This is a genomic window from Maribellus luteus (assembly GCF_003576475.1).
Taxonomy (GTDB): domain Bacteria; phylum Bacteroidota; class Bacteroidia; order Bacteroidales; family Prolixibacteraceae; genus Draconibacterium; species Draconibacterium luteum.
In genome coordinates this window covers 338,891-356,856 of sequence record NZ_QWGR01000005.1, presented here as the reverse complement: position 1 = coordinate 356,856, position 17,966 = coordinate 338,891, and the positions used below count along the sequence as shown (strand labels likewise).

General features: G+C 46.7%; 12 protein-coding genes. 9 read left to right on the top strand and 3 right to left on the bottom strand.

The window, feature by feature from the left end:
* Nucleotides 1–11 precede the first annotated feature (11 nt).
* From D1614_RS11670 to D1614_RS11645, 6 genes are all read left to right on the top strand, one after another.
* On the top strand, nucleotides 12–1,976 hold the full coding sequence (locus D1614_RS11670; protein WP_147384174.1) for a family 20 glycosylhydrolase: 1,965 nt from the start codon (nucleotides 12–14) through the stop codon (nucleotides 1,974–1,976).
* Nucleotides 1,977–2,081: 105 nt separating this feature from the next.
* Nucleotides 2,082–2,999: a dihydrodipicolinate synthase family protein gene (locus D1614_RS11665; protein ID WP_119438107.1), complete on the top strand. Its 918-nt coding sequence runs from the start codon at nucleotides 2,082–2,084 to the stop codon at nucleotides 2,997–2,999.
* A 79-nt stretch (nucleotides 3,000–3,078) separates the two neighbouring features.
* The gene (locus D1614_RS11660; protein WP_162304475.1) at nucleotides 3,079–4,179 is read left to right on the top strand and encodes a Kelch repeat-containing protein; all 1,101 of its coding nucleotides are present in this window, start codon (nucleotides 3,079–3,081) and stop codon (nucleotides 4,177–4,179) included.
* Nucleotides 4,180–4,209: 30 nt separating this feature from the next.
* Nucleotides 4,210–5,382, top strand: a complete 1,173-nt coding sequence (locus tag D1614_RS11655; protein WP_119438105.1) for a n-acyl-d-glucosamine 2-epimerase — start codon at nucleotides 4,210–4,212, stop codon at nucleotides 5,380–5,382.
* Between the two features lie 27 nt (nucleotides 5,383–5,409).
* Nucleotides 5,410–6,675: an MFS transporter gene (locus D1614_RS11650; protein ID WP_119438104.1), complete on the top strand. Its 1,266-nt coding sequence runs from the start codon at nucleotides 5,410–5,412 to the stop codon at nucleotides 6,673–6,675.
* An 87-nt stretch (nucleotides 6,676–6,762) separates the two neighbouring features.
* Entirely contained in the window at nucleotides 6,763–7,428 is a 666-nt protein-coding gene (locus tag D1614_RS11645) for a GDSL-type esterase/lipase family protein (protein WP_119438103.1), read from the top strand.
* 383 nt (nucleotides 7,429–7,811) lie between these two features.
* Here the strand turns inward: D1614_RS11645 and D1614_RS11640 are convergent, their stop codons facing one another.
* The 3 genes from D1614_RS11640 to D1614_RS11630 form a co-directional block, all read right to left on the bottom strand.
* A complete protein-coding gene (locus D1614_RS11640) occupies nucleotides 7,812–8,570 on the bottom strand; it encodes a YybH family protein (protein ID WP_119438102.1) in 759 nt (252 codons plus the stop codon).
* A gap of 98 nt (nucleotides 8,571–8,668) precedes the next feature.
* The gene (locus D1614_RS11635) at nucleotides 8,669–10,879 is read right to left on the bottom strand and encodes a patatin-like phospholipase family protein (protein WP_147384172.1); all 2,211 of its coding nucleotides are present in this window, start codon (nucleotides 10,877–10,879) and stop codon (nucleotides 8,669–8,671) included.
* Nucleotides 10,880–10,961: 82 nt separating this feature from the next.
* A complete protein-coding gene (locus D1614_RS11630) occupies nucleotides 10,962–13,508 on the bottom strand; it encodes a M14 family zinc carboxypeptidase (RefSeq protein ID WP_119438100.1) in 2,547 nt (848 codons plus the stop codon).
* Between the two features lie 342 nt (nucleotides 13,509–13,850).
* Here D1614_RS11630 and D1614_RS11625 point away from each other — a divergent pair, with 342 nt between their 5' ends.
* From D1614_RS11625 to D1614_RS11615, 3 genes are read left to right on the top strand one after another with little or no spacing between them, the layout of a single operon-like run.
* Nucleotides 13,851–14,306: a (2Fe-2S)-binding protein gene (locus D1614_RS11625; protein ID WP_119438099.1), complete on the top strand. Its 456-nt coding sequence runs from the start codon at nucleotides 13,851–13,853 to the stop codon at nucleotides 14,304–14,306.
* Between the two features lie 42 nt (nucleotides 14,307–14,348).
* Nucleotides 14,349–16,601, top strand: coding sequence for a xanthine dehydrogenase family protein molybdopterin-binding subunit (locus D1614_RS11620; RefSeq protein ID WP_119438098.1), 2,253 nt, complete (start codon nucleotides 14,349–14,351; stop codon nucleotides 16,599–16,601).
* A 25-nt stretch (nucleotides 16,602–16,626) separates the two neighbouring features.
* On the top strand, nucleotides 16,627–17,637 hold the full coding sequence (locus D1614_RS11615; RefSeq protein ID WP_119438097.1) for an XdhC family protein: 1,011 nt from the start codon (nucleotides 16,627–16,629) through the stop codon (nucleotides 17,635–17,637).
* Nucleotides 17,638–17,966 lie beyond the last annotated feature (329 nt).

The window sequence follows — 17,966 nt, the reverse complement described above, 5'->3', positions numbered from 1 at the left end:
AAACCTGAATCTTGAATACAAACCTATTGCATTATCGATTACTGACAGCGCTGCTGGTTGCGGCAGTGTTCTTTTCGTGCAATTCTGAAAAGGACCTTACGCCGGCTTTGCTTCCCATGCCTCAGCAAGTGGAGTGGAGCACGCATTCGTTTGATATGGCAGACAGCAGCAGCCGTTTTGTACAGCGAATCGTTTCGGATATTCCCGATGTTCAGTTGAACGGTGATGAATCTTATCGTTTACAAGTTTCAGCTGAGTCTGTGGTTCTGGAAGCTACAACCGAAACAGGACTTTTTCGTGGACAGCAAACCATAAAACAGCTGGTTTACGAAAAAAACGGTAAACGCTACCTGAAAGGCTGTACCATCGTTGACTGGCCGGCATTCGCGATTCGTGGTTTTATGCAGGATGTGGGCCGGAATTTCCAGAGCATGGAAATGCTGAAAGAGCAAATCGATGTAATGGCCGCGTATAAATTGAACATTTTTCATTTTCATGTAACTGAAAATCCGGGGTGGCGCCTGGAAAGCAAAATATATCCGCAATTGAATTCGGCGGAAAGCATGACCCGGCAAAAGGGCAAATTCTATACGCAGGAAGATTTTAACGAACTCGTTGAATATTGCCGGGAACGAAAAATTACACTGATTCCCGAGTTCGACATTCCCGGGCACAGTGCGGCATTTCGCAAGGCCATGGGATTTGAAGCCATGAATGATCCCCGCGTACAACCGGTATTGATCGATCTGCTTGATGAATTGTGCAGCCTGGCTCCGGCAGAAGTAATGCCCTACATTCATTTGGGAACGGATGAAGTTTGGCACAGCAACGAAGAACCGTCGCCCACGCTGTTGCCGGCATTACTTGAGCGGGTAACCCAACACCACGGCCGCGAACTGATTGTTTGGCGTCCGGGACAAAAAATTGAAGGCGATTCGGTTTCCATCACGCAACTCTGGTCGTCAGGCGGGCAACCAAAACCGGGGTACCGCTACATCGACTGCCGCTTAAACTACCTCAATCATCTTGATCCGCTGTCCGGTATTGCACAGTTGTATTTTGAGCGTATTAACGGTGCGGCCCATGGAGACTCACTGCGTCTGGGAGGTATTTTGTGTTGCTGGAACGACAACAACGTGAACGACGAATACGACATTTTAAAACAGAATCCCGTTTACCCGGGAATACTCACCTATAGCGAAACTTCGTGGACGGGCCAGAAAAGAGATATAGGCGAAAACTACCTTGCTAAACTGCCGGAAAAAGGAAGCGAACTGTTGAACGAGTTCAGCGCTTTTGAGGACCGGATGATTCAGCATCGTGATAAATATTTTGCAGGAAAACCCTTCCCATACGTAAAACAAACGAAAATGGAGTGGAAGGTTTTAGGACCGATGGCAAATGGTGGGAATGTTGATGCTGCGTTTCCGGTGGAAGACGAACTGCAGGAGACTTACCTGGTTGATACAGTAATTTATAACTGGCGAGGTCCTTTTTATGGGGGAACGATTCACCTGAGTCACTTCTTTGGTTACCCGTCTTATTTTCCAAAAGAAGAAGGAACCTATTATGCCTGTACCCAAATTTGGTCGCCTAAAGAACAAACAGTGGGGACCTGGATCGGTTTTCATGACTGGTCGCGCTCGGGAGGCCGCCGGGGAGGCCCGTTTCCGCAAAACGGAGAATGGCACAATACCCATCCGAAAGTTTGGCTCAACGGAGAACTGCTGGCCGCACCCAAATGGAATCAGCCCGGTTTGGCAAGTAATACGGAAGAAATCCCATTTGCCGATGAGAATTACTTTTTCAGAAGACCGCATTCCATTCACCTGAAAAAAGGCTGGAACGAGGTGCTACTCAAAATTCCGGTTAAAAAAGATACCTGGAAACGCATGTTCACTTTTGTACCGGTTCAGGAAGATAATGGGACGATGAGAGAAGTGGAAGGGCTGAAGTTTTCAGCCGAAATAAAATAAAAATTCAAAACATTAAATAGCTTGCCGTCAGCAACTCAACGGGCATTGACGAATAGTAAAATAGAATTTCAACCAAAAATATTGACGACTTAAAATATTGACAAAATGAATAAAATTAACGGCCTTATCGCAGCACCTTTTACCCCGATGGATAGCAGGGGAGAAGTGGTTTTTGAAAAAATTCCGGATTACGTAAGATTGCTGGAAAACAATAAAGTGGTTGGTGCTTTTGTAAATGGCTCAACCGGAGAGGGAGTTTCCCTTTCGCAAAAGGAAAAAATGCAGATTACCGAAGAGTGGGTGAAAGCGGCTTCTGAGAAAAAGGAACTTAAAATTATTAACCTGATTGGCGGCACTTCCTACAAAGAGTGTATTGAAAATGCGAAGCATTCGGAAGAATGCGGGGCGGATGCCATTGCCATGCTGGCGCCTTATTATTTCAAACCCGGTTCGGGTGGCCAGCTGGCTGAATTTTGTGCGAAGGTTGCAGAGGCTGTTCCTACCGTGCCTTTCTATTTTTATCACATTCCGGTGCTCTCGGGTTGCTTTGTTTCCATGTATGATTTCTTACAGGAAGCTTCGGGTATGATTCCCAACCTGGCAGGTATCAAATACACCCACGAAGATTTTATGGATTTTCTGACTTGTATCCACTTTGCTGATGGAAAATACGACATGCTTTGGGGCCGCGACGAGAACCTGTTATCGGCATTGGTGCTGGGAGCGCGCGGAGGAGTGGGAAGTACATTTAACTATGCTGCACCACTGTATTACCAACTGATTGATGCGTTTGATAACGGAGACCTTGAGAAAGCCCGCAAGTTGCAGCAGCAATCAATCGATATGATTCGTTTGTTGGGAAAATACGGCGGAATTGCCACCGGAAAAGCCTACATGCGGTACATTGGTTTTGAATGCGGTGAATTCCGTTTGCCCGTAAAAAATATGAGCAATGAAGCATACAAACAGTTTGAAAAAGATGTTGAGGCTTTGCAAATTCAGGAACTTTTCAGCACGCTTTAAGCGAAACATAAAAGTATTTTCAGTAATCGTTCTGGGAGGAGTTGTTATGCAATGTTCTCCCCGGGAAAAAGAAACTGCTATGAAAATCAATTGGGAGAGTTTACCGGATATTCCTTCGGCCAACAAAGAGACGGTGCAGAAGGGGCTTGCAGGCCCATTGGCAGGCATTGCATCGAACGTATTGGTGGTGGCTGGAGGAGCGAATTTTCCGGATTTATTACCCTGGGAAGGAGGAGCGAAGAAATACTACGACGATATTTTCTTTTTGCCATTGAATGAAAATGATACCGCCTGGCAAATCACCGGAACAAAACTTCCAGTTCCTTTGGGCTACTCAGCCTGCGTTTCGCTTAACAATGAGATTATTTGTGTAGGAGGCGAAAACCTGAACGGGCCGCTTTCCGGCGTATTAAAGCTGAAGTTCGACAGGGGTGAAGTGCAAATTAGCACACTGACCGATTTTCCGGTAGCCGTTTCAAATTGTGGTGCGGCCGCCATTGGCCCGGTGGTTTATGTGGCAGGAGGCTTAGGCGCGGAAGGTTATTTGTCGACGTTTTACTGCGCCGATGTTTCCAAAGACACGCCCGAATGGGTAAAACTTCCTGATTTACCACAGCCCGTATCCAACGCAGTGGTGGTAAGTCAGTGGGACGGAAACGAGGATTGTATTTATGTGTTGGGAGGACGCAACAGAGACGGTGAACTAAGCATCTTTTTTAGTTCGGTGTTGAAATATTCACCTTCAGAAAAAGTGTGGAAACAGGTTGGCAATATAAGCGGTGCTCAAAATATGCCGGTAACCCTTGCCGCCGGAACAGGTGCGGCAGTCGGTAAAAATCACATCCTTCTTTTTGGGGGCGACAATGGGCGGCTTTTTAACAAAACCGAAGCGTTTATTAACGCTGTTGCCGCAGCCGAAACTCCCGAAGAAAAAGCGGAAATCAACAGCCGGAAAATAAAGCACCTGGAGAGCCATCCTGGCTTTGACCGGCAGGTGTTTTGGTACAACACGCTTACTAATGAATCGGGCCTGATGGAAGGTCTTCCTTTTTCAACGCAGGTAACAACTGCGGCAGTTAAATCGGGAAACAGGATATACATTCCCAACGGCGAAATCCGACCGGGCGTGCGCACTCCCAAAGTGAACGTTGCTGATTTATCCGGCGACAAGTTGGAGTAAGTATATTTTCATAAATAAATGAATCAGAAGATGGACATTAAAAGGCTTTCGGAACAGTATAAAAACGAGCTTTTAAACAAAGTCATTCCTTTTTGGGAAACCAATTCTCCCGACAAGGAGTTTGGAGGTTATTTCACCTGTTTGGACCGGGAAGGAAAGGTGTTTGATACCGATAAGTTTATTTGGCTGCAAGCCCGCCAGGTGTGGATGTTTTCAAAGTTGTACAACGAGGTGGAACAGAAACCGGAGTGGTTGCAGATGGCCCTCGACGGCGCAGCGTTTCTTCAAAAGTACGGGCACGACGGGCACCAGAACTGGTATTTTTCGCTCACGCGTGAAGGACTGCCGCTGGTGCAGCCGTACAATATTTTTTCGGATTGTTTTGCGACAATGGCTTTCGGGCAATTGAGCAAAGCCACCGGAAACGACGAGTTTGCCACGATTGCAAAAGATACGTTTCAGAATATCCTGAAACGAAGTGATAATCCCAAAGGAGCTTACAACAAGTTGGTGCCGGGAACCCGCTCGTTAAAGGGTTTTTCGCTGCCCATGATTTTGTGCAACCTGTCGCTGGAGATCGAACACCTGCTGGCTCCCGAATTGGTTGAGAGTACAGTTGAAAAAGTATTGCACGAAGTGATGGAAGTGTTCTACCAGCCTGATTCGGGACTGATCCTGGAAAATGTAAATCCCGACGGCAGCTTTTCCGATTCTTTCGAAGGGCGTTTGTTAAATCCGGGGCACGCGATTGAAGCCATGTGGTTTATCATGGACCTGTCGGAACGACTGAAAAGACCCGAGTTGGCGCAAAAGGCTGTCGATATCGCCTTGCGAACGCTGAAATACGGCTGGGATGAAAAATACGGGGGTATTTTCTATTTCCTCGATCTAAAGGGAAATCCGCCGCAACAACTGGAATGGGACCAGAAACTTTGGTGGGTGCACGTCGAAACATTAATTACGCTGATAAAAGGATATGCGCTTACCGGCAACGAAGAATGCTTGCGCTGGTTTGAAAAAGTGCACGACTACTCCTGGGCGCATTTTGCCGATGCTGAGTTTGGCGAATGGTTTGGTTACCTCAATCGCCAGGGCGAAGTACTGCTTAACCTGAAAGGCGGAAAATGGAAGGGCTGTTTCCACGTTCCGCGCGGTATGTTCCAGGTTTGGAAAACACTGGAGAAAATCAACAGCAACGGATAAACAATAAATGAATCAAATCGAACAAAAATGAACCAAAGCAAAGTAAAATCAATATATCCCTGGATTGTAGTCGGACTTTTATGGGTGGTAGCCCTGTTGAATTATATGGACCGGCAGATGTTATCGACCATGAAAGTGTCGATGATGATCGATATAAAAGAGTTGGAAACGGCGGAGAATTTTGGCCGTTTAATGGCCGTGTTCCTCTGGATATACGGTTTTATGAGCCCGGTAGCCGGACTGATTGCCGACCGCATCAACCGCAAATGGCTGATTGTTGGAAGTCTGGCTGTTTGGTCGGCCGTTACGCTGTCGATGGGCTATTCAAATAATTTCCAGGTTTTGTATGTGTTGCGGGCCGTAATGGGGGTTAGCGAGGCACTGTACATTCCTGCAGCACTGGCCTTAATTGCCGACTACCACAAAGAAGGTACCCGTTCGCTGGCTGTGGGAATTCACATGACCGGTTTGTATTTCGGGCAGGCAATCGGTGGGTTCGGAGCTACAGTGGCGCATCAGTTTTCGTGGCAAACGGCGTTTCATTCGTTTGGTTTGATCGGAATTGCCTACAGTCTTGTACTGGTTTTCTTTCTGCGCGAGAAAAAAGATCGTTTTGCACCTTCTTCACAGCCTGCAACTCAAAATAAAATCGTAAAAATCAGTGGCTTTTCATCCATTACAAAAAGTCTGGGAATGCTGTTGGGAACCATGAGTTTTTGGGTGATCCTTTTTTATTTTGCTGCACCCAGTTTTCCGGGATGGGCCACCAAAAACTGGTTACCTACACTTTTTTCCGAAAGCCTGGGGATGGACATGTCAAAAGCAGGCCCGTTGGCCACCATTACCATTGCCGCTTCTTCGTTTGTTGGGGTGATTTTTGGCGGTATTTTGGCCGACCGCTGGATCATGAAAAACCTGCGGGGACGAATTTACACCGGCGCCATTGGCTTAAGTTTGCTTATCCCGTCGCTGCTGTTGCTCGGATTTGGCCACGGACTTATCAGCATTCTCGGCGGAGGTGTTTTGTTTGGCGTTGGTTTCGGAATGTTCGATGCCAACAACATGCCCATTCTTTGTCAGTTTGTATCACCGCGGCACCGGGCAGCGGGTTATGGCTTAATGAATTTGACGGGTGTTTTTGCAGGTGCGTTTGTTACCGAACTGTTGGGAAAGTCTACCGATTCCGGTCATTTGGGCAGGGATATGGCCATGCTTGCCATTCCGGTGGCTGCCGCAGTTTTGCTCCAGTTGCTGACACTTAAACCAACCACTGCCAACAAGGAGAACGACTAAAGAGGATAGTGCATTCTGTATATTTTATTGAAAAAATATCGATGGGAAGGGTTAACTTTAAATCGAATTTTTAAACAATATCAAACCATGAATAAAACCTTCTTTTCTTTGCTGGTGGCCGTTTTTAGTGTTTTTCAACTGACGGCGCAAACCAATAATTTTAGTACTTATTACAATCAGCGGTATACACTTTTTGAAAGCCTGCCCGATACGCCCAACGAAATTGTTATGCTGGGGAACAGTATCACGGATGGCTGTGAATGGAGTGAGCTGTTTCAGAATCCGAATGTAAAAAACCGCGGAATCAGTGGTGATATTACCGAAGGCGTTTTGTATCGTTTGGAAGAAGTAACCCGTTCGAAGCCGGCAAAAGTATTTCTCTTAATAGGTATCAATGATTTGTCGCGCAACATAGCGGCCGACACGGTTTATCGGAACATTTGCGAAATAGCCACCGAGATACAAAGCGCATCGCCGGAAACGCAGGTTTTCGTACAAAGTATTCTGCCGGTGAATCCCGCGTTCAGCAAATTTTCGAAGCATATTGGCAAAACGCCTGAAGTTTTGGAAATCAATAAAAAACTAAAAGAATGGTGCGCCGCCAACAAGGTGCATTTTGTAAATCTTTTTGATTCTTTTACCGAGGCCGGAACGGATTATTTAAACCCGGATTTCACCAACGACGGCCTTCATTTAACTGCAAACGGCTACCTGAAATGGGCCGAAATAATTACCCCGCTTATTAATGATTAGGTAATAGCAGGAAAGATGTTCTGAAAATACATGAATAAAATAAATGTCCGTTCATCAGTGCTTTTGATGGACGGGCATTTGTTTTTCTGTCTGTCCGAAATGGTGCCACAATGAGAAATACGATTCTTTTGAACCTTTCTCAGTCCCTTTCTTTGCAAAGAGGCATTTAACCGTAATTTCCCCTCCTAAAAGGAGGGGTGACAGCGACATTAAATTTGCCAATAAAAACAAACGTCAATTCGCTGGCAGGGTGGTACAATTTTCTTCCAGCAACGCAAATGATTAAACTACCACCTCCCTCAGTCTTCGCAAGCTTCGACTGAGTACTCCTCCTCATTAGGAGGAGAAACGGACCTAGTGATAACTTTAATAAGCTTTGATGTTTACTTCATCTTCTCCACTTTCGCATAAACCTGGTCTTTGAAGTAGTCTTTCACCACCTCGGGCATGGTGCCGGCCACGCTTTTGAAAGCTTCGCTGTCGTGAATTATTTTATAGCTTTCCGCGTTGTTCCAGTTGCCTTTGATAAAATAGTTGTAGGTGTCGTTGCTGTTTTCCTCAACATTGAACAGGGTATAGCCGCAATTCCAGTATCCGAGCGAGGAAATGGCGGCATTCAGTTTTTCGATGTTCTCCTGAAGTTTTTCAATGCTCAGGTCTTCAGGTATTTTTAGCAGATGAACAGTGGCAAAGTCCGTGTCCTCGGGATTGGGCAGATGAGAACTGTGGAAATAATGCAGCAGCCATTTGCCGTCTTCTTTTTTCAAAACATAATTTTCATAGGTTGTAAAATGAATTTTCGCCGGATCTTTTATAAAATGGGCATCAAATTCAACAACCGAAGTGGCCATATTGCCGGACACCTCTGTTTTCACAAAATTCAGTTTCATGTCAATGGTAGCTCCTTCCAGCGATTTGAAAACATCCATAAAGTCGTTGATGTTGTTGAAAAACATTCCGTCTTCAAAAGCTGTAAAGTCAGTGGTGCAAAAAGTTGGGATCGCTTCGAAATCAAATTTCTGGGCAGCCGCGTAGAATTCCTGGATCGCGGTTTCAACTTTTGCTTTCTCCTGTTCAGGATCGGGTGCAGTGCAACCAAGCACAAAAAGTGCAATTCCGGCAATAAAAAAAAGTCTTCTCATATCAGTTAAAATTATGGTTTAACGATATAAGTTACGAAATAATGCGCTGGAATACAATTGGATAGAGGTCCGTGTTTGCTGCCCCTGTTTTCCGCCTGTTAAAACCAAAAGCCGAGGCTTCCGGTAAACGTAGGTTTTTTGTTTTTTTCTGAATATCCCATTCCAACATCAAGAGGGCCGATGAGGGTGTTTATGGAATACTTAACTCCTGCTCCGCCAACGGTGGAAAAATCGTCGGGTTCGCGCCAGTCGTTGCCTTGTACCATTAAATTGTACTGGAAGGTAAGGTACTGGAGTTTGGCTACCTGCAAACGCAAACCAAGGAAACCGATGTTGGTAACACGGCCTGAAATGGTTACCGGCGACAGGCCAATAAAGGGCATGTGATAGTTGAAATACTGCGAGTACGGCTCGCCTCCGACAAAGGTTGTTTTTACCAGCGGGAAATCAGGATCGAAAAGCGTGCGGCTGTGCAGGTTGAAAAGTAAAACCGTTCGGGGTGAAAGCGGAATTACCTTGTTCATATTAAAAAGCAGGGCTGAGGTTATATTGCCGTTGTTTTTGAAATCGGAATACAAGGAAAACTCCAGTTCCAGCCGGGTTCCGTGGTTGGGAAAATAGAAATTGTCCAGATTGTCGAAAGAAACCTGGGAATAGAGGTTCCCCAATACCATTTCAGTTTTTAATTCGCTGATAGTCGTAGTATTTTGCGAAAAAATGTCGCCGTTAAAATATTCGAGCTGTCCTCCAAACCCGACATTTAAATGACGGAAAAAGCTTTTGTAGGTGTAGGTCTTCAGCGAGCTAAAAAACAAATCGGCGTTGTAAAGCTTATCTCCGCTGTCGAAAATATGGTAGTTCTGGTATTTGGCATTCAGTTCAAAGCCCAGGGTCGGAAAATTCAGCCGGTTGGCTTCTGCCGTAAAAGTAACGCCCGGATTGGCTGAGATCTCGGCACTTGCCGAAAGAAATGAAAATGTCTTTTCATAATTCCTTTTGGTGAAGTTAAGTAGCAAAGCCGCAGCGTCTACCGTATTGGCTTTAAACCCGACGCGCTGGGCATATTCTTTTTGCGGCACTACATTTAAGTTCAGGGTTTTGCCCGCGGTATTGTTGGTTAAGTAGTAATAGGCCAAATCAAAACCTCCGTGGCCGTACAGCCTGTCAATCGCGTCTTTGATCTCTTCTGCTGAATATTTCCCGGGAATTTCGAGGTTGAGCAACGATTTCAGAAAAGTTTTGTCAAAATGATAATCACCGTGAATCCGGACATCTGTTATTTGCCATTTGCCGGATACTACGTATTCGCGGGAATAAACAGGAGGCTGGAGCTTGTATTTATCTTTTATTTCCCTGATTTCACTCATATGGCGCAGGGCGGCTTTTTCTCCCCGGATGATCAGGGTATCGGCAGCTTCGCGCGAAAAACTTCCCGTTGAATACCCGGAAATATCGGGGCGGATAAGGATGTCGCACAAACTGCTGTTGGCGGCATTTTTTTCCTTGTCCATAAAGCCAACGATCTGTCCAAAAATCTCATCCATCGATTTCAGCTTTTCCTGGGGGAGGTAGTCGCTTCGGATGTCAACACCGATAACGATGTCAGCACCCATTTCTTTGGCCACATCCACGGGAAAATTATTGATAAGACCTCCGTCAACCAGTAACAATCCGTCACGTTTCACAGGTTGGAAAACTCCGGGGATCGCCATGCTGGCAAACAAGGCAGTGGGAAAGAAGCCGTCTTTCATAACCACTGCATCACCGGTTTCCATGTCGCCGGCTACGCTGGCAAACGAAATCGGAAGCTGATGAAAATCGGTATGAGGCGGAAGATTGCCGGCCAGTCCGCAAAAAATATTCAGCACATTTTGCCCCTTAATAATACCCTGTGGCAAGCCGATGGATTTTACATCGGAAAAGGGAAGTGACAGCAAATAACGCTGTTTGAGCATTTTATCGTTATGCGACAGGTATTCCCGCTGTACATTGTCCGAAAGAACTTCTTCCCAGTCGAGCTTTTTTACAATGGCTTCAATCTCCCCGGCGGTATACCCGATCGAATAAAATCCCCCGATCAGGTTGCCCATGCTGGTGCCCACAATAATATCAATCGGAATCCCCTCCTTTTCGAGCATTTTCAATATGCCAATGTGGGAAAAACCTTTGGCACCGCCACCGCTCAAAACCAAGGCAATTTTCGGACGATCGGGATCATTCTTTTGATCCGTTGGAGTGTTGGACAACGTTTGCTTAGATAAAAAAGCAAGCAGGAGAAACAGCAGTATGATCGATTTCCGGAATTGCATTTCAGTTGTATTGTTCAGAATGAAAGATTGCAGCAATAGCAGCACATTCAAAAGTAGTGAAGCTTTTTAAAGCCTGAAATGATTAGCGGATAATATTCCCAAAAAATACCGAATTGGTAAAAAGCTTGGTCGTTCCAAGCCAGGTTCCTCTGAAATTCAAATTGTCGTAGTAACTGATCAACCTGCCTTTTCCGATGGGCTGAACCGAAATTACGGGAGCATTGGCAATACGCTCCAGGTTTTCTTCCGAAACCCAACCACTTAAGTAAGGTGACGATGTAAACTGAACGGGCTCAGCATATTTTTTGTCGAGAGTGTTGGCCACCAGGGTAGTGGATTTAAAAACCGGCAGCTTGTTTTCGGTGTAGCCGTAACACAAAGGATGGCTGAGGTCCATCTGTGCCTGAAAAATCGCGCCGCTGATGTAATTCAGGTTTCGTTCTTTGCCGCGTTCATTGTATTTCAGGTACCTGGTTTTATCGGGTTCTACCTGCTTTTTGAAGGTGACTGCTCCGAGTTTCATGCGCGAAGCCCACTCGCTGGCATTTTCACAGGCAATCAGTGTGCCTCCGTCCGAAATCCAGTCTTTTAATTTGGCGGCATCAACTTCGGTCCATTCTCTGAAATTGCCTGCCAGGACAATGGTATTGTAGCGGAGCAGATCCATTCTGCCCAGGTTTTCGGTTTCAGTCAGCGTAAGCGGTATTTGAAAACGCTGATCAAACAGGTGCCAGATTTCGCCCACATCTAGACTGCTGGTACTACCACCAACAAAAAGCAAGATATGTGGCCGCAATAATTTCTCAAAACTGTTGCTGCCCAGGTCAATCCCCTGCGGCGATAATCCGGTGGGAAGGGCATAAAAGTCGATCCCGGAGTTTTGAGCCACCGATGCCACCAGGCTTTTTATTTGATCGGGTGATTTAGGCTGGTCATACACCGAAACCAGGATGGTGCCGTTTTCAAACTTTTCATCCTTGTTATTAACCGGAAACATAAATTCGCCGGTGGCTACTTTGGTTGTTAGTCCTGCCGCCTGCAATTGGTACAGTGCCTTGGGAGCAGAATATTCATTCCACCTGAAAACATAGGCCACGGGCTGACTACTGCCCATTATCTTTCCTTCCGGCAGAAGTGCTTTCACCTCTTCGCTTGAGAGGCTGATACCTGCCAGGCTGCTTAACGATGCACTTTGCAGATCGTAGGCGTGTGTGAATGTCCAGGTAGATACATCGTAAAAAGTGGTGTCGCTAAAATCGTGTACTTCTTTAAAAATGGAAGTTAGCAAGCGGTATTGCTTTTGTTCGGCAGGAACAACAAAGCTGCTTCCTGCCTTGAATTCTTTCCCATCAATCGTGGCGTCTTTGGTGTTGGCGTAAACCTCAATCTGGTGACGGTTCAACAGGTCAACAAACAGCTGGGTTTTCACCTTGTCGGTTTCGCTGCCAAAAATGTAGGCTTTGGTTTTGCTTTGTTTTGCCAGTTTGAGGGCGTCGTTGTAAAAGTCCTTTTGCATATCAAGCAGCTCGTCGTGCAGATTCATGGCTGCGTCGAGCGTTGACAAAGAAACCGTGAACTGGTTGCGAATGCCGTAGGCCAGTTTTCTGATTCCGTTGGATGTTTCGCGTACTCTCCCTCTGAACCCGGCCTGTTCAAACAAAATGCCGATGCTTCCGTTGATGTCGGGATACGACGAGCCTTTCCCAAAATAATAGTCGTCGAACTGTTCCTCTGAAAAATACGGAGTACCAATCTTATCCAGATATTTGGCATGGAACTGTGCGATTTCGTGGGTTAACTCATAATTTCTTTCCGGCGTAAGCGGGTTGTTGCGGCTCGGAACCCCGGGTTGAAAAAAGAAAGTAGAGTTGGCTCCCATTTCATGATGATCGGTGACAATATTGGGCTTCCACTCGTGGAATTTCTCCACCCTTCCGCGGCTTTCCGGATGAACCAGCAACAGGTAGTCGCGGTTCAGGTCGAACCAGTAGTGGTTGGAACGCCCGCCGGGCCACACTTCATCAAATTGCCGGGAATACGAATCGCCGTTGGCCACGCTGCTCTGATGCATATTGGCCCAGGTGCTGTGCCGGGTAAATCCATCCGGATTCAGACACGGATCCACAATCACAATTGTATTTTTTAGAAGCTGATCGATCTTCTCTCCTTCTGCCGCAGCCAGGTAGTAGGCGGTAAGTACCGAGGCATTTCCACTGCTCGATTCGTTGCCGTGCACCGCATAGGTAAGGCTCACCACCAGCGGAACATCTTCTTTGGCAGTTGGGCTGCCCGGCTCGGAATACTGGTAGTGCCGTTCTTTTAGCTGATCAAGATTTTGCTGGTTCTCTTTCGATGTAAACACCAGGTGAACCAGCGGCCTGTTTTCGTACGAGCGCGCATATTCATAAAAGATGGCACGGTCGGAAAGCCGGGCAATTTCTTTTACGTAGGAAAGAAGCTGGTCGTGCGAAAGATGCCATTCTCCCATTTGCTGATGAAAAAAATCTTCCGGTGTCGGAATCTTTTCATTGTACGAAACATCGTCGGGTAAAAAGTAGGAGAGTTTTTCCTGTGCCTCCGAAAGTAAAATGGTGGCAACAAGAAGCAGCAATGGCAGCAATTTCTTCATAAGAGACTTTTTAGGTTTTGTAAACAACAAGTATTAAAAACCTAAAGGTTGCAAAAAAGTTTTTTGGATGAGTGAATTGTCGGTAAAAAGTTGAGCGTATGTAATTTATTCCGGCTGTTTTCAATAACCAGTTTCGCTGTTTTTTGCAGTGATGGGACTTTTCACGCTTTTCCTTTGGCACTTTTAACAAGGTTCAGAACATTTGTTTGCAAATGAGTGTTTTACGGTAACCTGCTTTGTTCCATACGAAGCAGTGGGATTTTTTGCAAAGGCAGTGCAGGTCTGCTATTTATTTACTATATTGATTATCTTTTATTTACTTAACCAGTAGAGAACAATCCTATGACAATTTTCAATCTTAAAATCAACAAAAAAGAATACCAGGTCGATGTTGATCCTTCTACGCCCGTGCTTTGGGTGCTTCGGGATCATTTGGATCTGATGGGAACCAAGTTTGGCTGCGGAATGGCACAATGCGGTGCCTGCACCATTCATCTCGACGGGAAAGCGGTGCGTTCCTGCATCACGTTTGTGGATTCGGTGGGCGACAAGGAAATTACCACCATCGAAGGACTTTCTGAAAACGGGGAACACCCGGTACAAAAAGCCTGGCTCGAACACGATGTGCCCCAGTGCGGGTATTGCCAGTCGGGGCAGATTATGTCGGCTGTGGCTTTACTGAATGAAAATCCAAATCCAAGCGACGAGGAAATTGAGACGGCGATGAACGGCAACATTTGCCGGTGCGGAACCTACACCCGGATTAAAGCGGCCATCAAAACAGCGGTCAATTCGTAGTGTTTTTTTCAGAGATAACTGGTTAAACTAAAATCACAAAACATGACACTTGTAAAAACGACATACAACCGACGTTCCTTTTTTAAAACTTCGCTGGCAGCGGGTGGCGGACTACTGATCGGTTTTAACTGGCTGGCTTCGGCCTGCACGTCCGACACACCCAAAGGTCTGGTGATACCCGACGAGTGGTTTGACGTGAATGCGTACCTGAAAATAGGTGAGAACGGTGTGGTGACGATTCTGTCGCCCAATCCCGAAATCGGGCAGAACGTAAAAACTTCGATGCCCATGATCGTGGCCGAGGAACTGAATGTGGATTGGAAAAATGTTATCGTCGAGCAAGCGCCGCTCAATACAAAAAAATACACACGGCAGCTGGCCGGAGGAAGCGATTCCATCCGAACCACCTGGACAGCGCTACGCACAGCAGGAGCTTCCGCTTGTTACATGCTGAAGAAAGCAGCTGCTGACGCCTGGAGTGTTCCGGTGGAAGAAGTAACCACCGAACTAGGTGTCATTCATCACAAAGGAAGTGGCAAAAAAGCCGGTTATGGCGAATTTGCATCGGCTGCCGCAGCGGTTCCTGTTCCGGAAGAAGTGGAACTAAAAGACCTGAAAGATTTTCGGATTGTCGGAAATTCACAGAAAAATGTGGACGGGCTCGGAATTGTTACCGGGAAACCATTGTTTGGCCTCGATTACAAAGTGGACGGTATGTTAACCGCCATGATTGTTCATCCGCCTGCATTTGGGATGACACTGAAATCGTTTGATGCAAGCGATGTAAAAACAATGCCCGGCATCAAGGATGTTTTTGCTCTGAAAGTGTACAACGATGATTATGCCCGCCAGTGGTGTGATACTTCTTCGTTCACCGAACTGGTGGCGGTTGTGGGTAATTCAACCTGGGAGGTGATGATGGCTAAATTAATGTTGAACGTGGAGTGGGAACCTTTTGCCGAACAAAAATACGCTGCAGCCGGCTGGGGCGGAAATACACAGGACGTAACCGTGCCCGGAGGTTTGGAAAGTACCACTGAGCATAAGAAAAAGATGATAGCCGAAGCTGCCAAAAGCGCCCGCGTTGTCCGCAAGGATGGAAACCCGGAAGAGGCATTTAAAAAGGCAGCCAAAATAATTGAACGTACCTATACTGCTCCTTTTTTGGCACACAGCCCGATGGAACCCATGAACTTCTTTGCCGATGTGAAAGAAGACAGTGCGGTTTTGGTAGGCCCTATTCAGTCGCCCGAATACATGGCCAAAACGGTGGCCGACCGGCTGGGATTTCCGCTTGAAAAAGTGGAGGTGCAAATGACCCGGATGGGAGGAGGTTTTGGCCGGCGCTTGTACGGTCACTTCATGGTGGAAGTGGCGCTGATCTCACAAAAAATGAAAGCACCGGTAAAACTGGTGTACTCGCGCGAAGATGAAATGACGGCCGGGATTTACCGTCCGATGTACCATGCGATTTACCGCGCGGCACTGGATGCGGATAATAAACTCACTGCTTTCCATGTAAAAATGGGTGGAATTCCGGAAAGTGCGCTGCATGCCAACCGTTTCCCGGCAGGTGCACTCGATAATTACCTGGCAGAAAGTTGGTCGATCGAATCGAATATCAGCGTAGGAGCGATGCGTGCCCCGGCTTCCAACTTTAATGCGGCAGCCGAGCAGTCGTTTCTCGACGAACTGGCCGAAGAAATGGGAGTCGACCCGATTCAGTTCCGCCTCGACCTCTTGAAGCGTGCGCAGGAAAACCCGGTGGGTGAGAACAACGATTACGATGCCGCCCGTTATGCCGGAGTGCTGGAACTGGTGCGCGAAAAATCGGGTTGGGATACGGATAGCCAGGGAAAACACCGCGGAGTGTCGGCTTATTTTTGCCACAGAAGTTACGTGGCCCAAGTGCTCGACATTGTGATGGAGAACGGTGAACCGAAGGTGGATCATGTGTACAATGCGGTTGATTGCGGAATTGTAGTCAATCCCGATGCAGCGGTGAACATGACCGAAGGATCGGTGGTGGACGGGATCGGGACCGCGATGTATGGCGAGCTTACTTTTAACAACGGTGAACCCGAACAAAGCAATTTTGATGGTTATCGTTTGATCCGTCATGCGGAGGCACCCCGGAAGATTGACGTGGCTTTTGTGGAAAACAAAATTCACCCAACGGGATTGGGCGAACCGCCGTATCCGCCGGTGATGGCCGCTTTGGCCAATGCGCTGTACAAGGCAACCGGAACCCGGTATTACCATCAGCCCTTTGTTAAAAATACTTTTGAGGTTTAAAGTCGATTTTAAATAAAACCAAAAAATGACACACGAGCTGAAACTTCTTTTCCATACCCTTGTTTCGTGGCAAAAAAAAGGGAAAAAAGCCGTTTTTGTTTCGGTGGTTGCGCTTGACGGCACTTCGTACCGCCGGCCCGGTGTGCGGATGATCATTGATGAGGACGGTGAAGCCGTGGGGGCGGTAAGCGGTGGTTGTGTGGAGAACGAGATCGTGAGACAGGCAGCCAGCGTATTCCGAAGCGGCAAGCCAAGAATCATGACCTACGATGGCCGTTTGCGTATTGGTTGCGAAGGAATTATTACCCTGCTGATTGAACCGGTTTTTATCTCCGAAGAATTACTTCACGATTTTGAAAAGCAACTCGAAAGCAGGCTGCCCTTTGAAATGGAATCGTATTTCAATCCCGAGGTAGGAGAATATGAAAATATAGGATCGGTTATCAGCCTGAATGGGAAAAAATATGCACTTCGTCCTTCTTTTGAACCCAAAGGTGATTTGCAGGTTTTCAAACAGACTTTTGAACCTTTGTTTCAGCTGTATATTTTCGGTGCCGAACACGATGCGGTGGAACTCAGCAAGGCTGCCCAATTATTGGGGTGGGAAGTAACCGTGGTCGCGTCGCCGGATGAGCAGAAATCCTGTGATTATTTTCCGGGAGCGGGTGCCCTGATTACACCTGCCTACGAAGAAATCGACCGCCTCAAAATTGACGGGCAAACAGCCCTTGTGTTGATGACACACAGCTTTAACAAAGATGTGCAGTACCTGATGGCGCTGAAAGACAAACACCCGGTTTACCTTGGGGTACTTGGATCGGTTAGCCGCCGCGAGCGGGTGCTTTCGATGGTACTGGATTACATGCCCGGTATTCCGCCCGAATTTCTGGATCAGATCCATGGCCCGGCCGGAATCAATATCGGTGCCGAAAGCGCTTCCGAAATATCGGTTTCCATTTTAGCCGAAATCCTAAGTGTGATCCGTCAGCAACAACCCGTTTCCCTGCGTGATAAGGTGGGGGCGATTCATGGGTGATATGTTGAAATCATACAAAATATAGATTCCGGCAGGTTGAGGCTAACAAACGAGTTATTTCGCAGGGTTGTATGGAAAAACATTTCGTCAGCGGCATCGCCGCGAAATCTTTATAGCTCGAAATCGTGGTTGCAAATAAAGGTGCGGCGCACCGGGATATTCTTCGATAAAATCATGTTTCGTATAACGAATATTTCGGTGCTCTGCACCTCTTTTTTATCTTACGCTATCTGTAGCTACAAATGTTAGCGGTGCTCTGCACCTTTCTTTTTTTGTTCTTTTTGCATATCCACATTTGATTAACGGTGTTGTTTTAGCGGCATCGCCGC

What these genes read in the sequence shown, in the direction of transcription:
- D1614_RS11615 (WP_119438097.1), top strand. Translation starts at nt 16,627, where the DNA reads ATGACACACGAGCTGAAACTTCTTTTCCATACCCTTGTTTCGTGGCAA.
- D1614_RS11655 (WP_119438105.1), top strand. Translation starts at nt 4,210, where the DNA reads ATGGACATTAAAAGGCTTTCGGAACAGTATAAAAACGAGCTTTTAAAC.
- D1614_RS11645 (WP_119438103.1), top strand. Translation starts at nt 6,763, where the DNA reads ATGAATAAAACCTTCTTTTCTTTGCTGGTGGCCGTTTTTAGTGTTTTT.
- D1614_RS11660 (WP_162304475.1), top strand. Translation starts at nt 3,079, where the DNA reads ATGAAAATCAATTGGGAGAGTTTACCGGATATTCCTTCGGCCAACAAA.
- D1614_RS11665 (WP_119438107.1), top strand. Translation starts at nt 2,082, where the DNA reads ATGAATAAAATTAACGGCCTTATCGCAGCACCTTTTACCCCGATGGAT.
- D1614_RS11625 (WP_119438099.1), top strand. Translation starts at nt 13,851, where the DNA reads ATGACAATTTTCAATCTTAAAATCAACAAAAAAGAATACCAGGTCGAT.
- D1614_RS11635 (WP_147384172.1), bottom strand. Translation starts at nt 10,879, where the DNA reads ATGCAATTCCGGAAATCGATCATACTGCTGTTTCTCCTGCTTGCTTTT.
- D1614_RS11640 (WP_119438102.1), bottom strand. Translation starts at nt 8,570, where the DNA reads ATGAGAAGACTTTTTTTTATTGCCGGAATTGCACTTTTTGTGCTTGGT.
- D1614_RS11650 (WP_119438104.1), top strand. Translation starts at nt 5,410, where the DNA reads ATGAACCAAAGCAAAGTAAAATCAATATATCCCTGGATTGTAGTCGGA.
- D1614_RS11620 (WP_119438098.1), top strand. Translation starts at nt 14,349, where the DNA reads ATGACACTTGTAAAAACGACATACAACCGACGTTCCTTTTTTAAAACT.
- D1614_RS11630 (WP_119438100.1), bottom strand. Translation starts at nt 13,508, where the DNA reads ATGAAGAAATTGCTGCCATTGCTGCTTCTTGTTGCCACCATTTTACTT.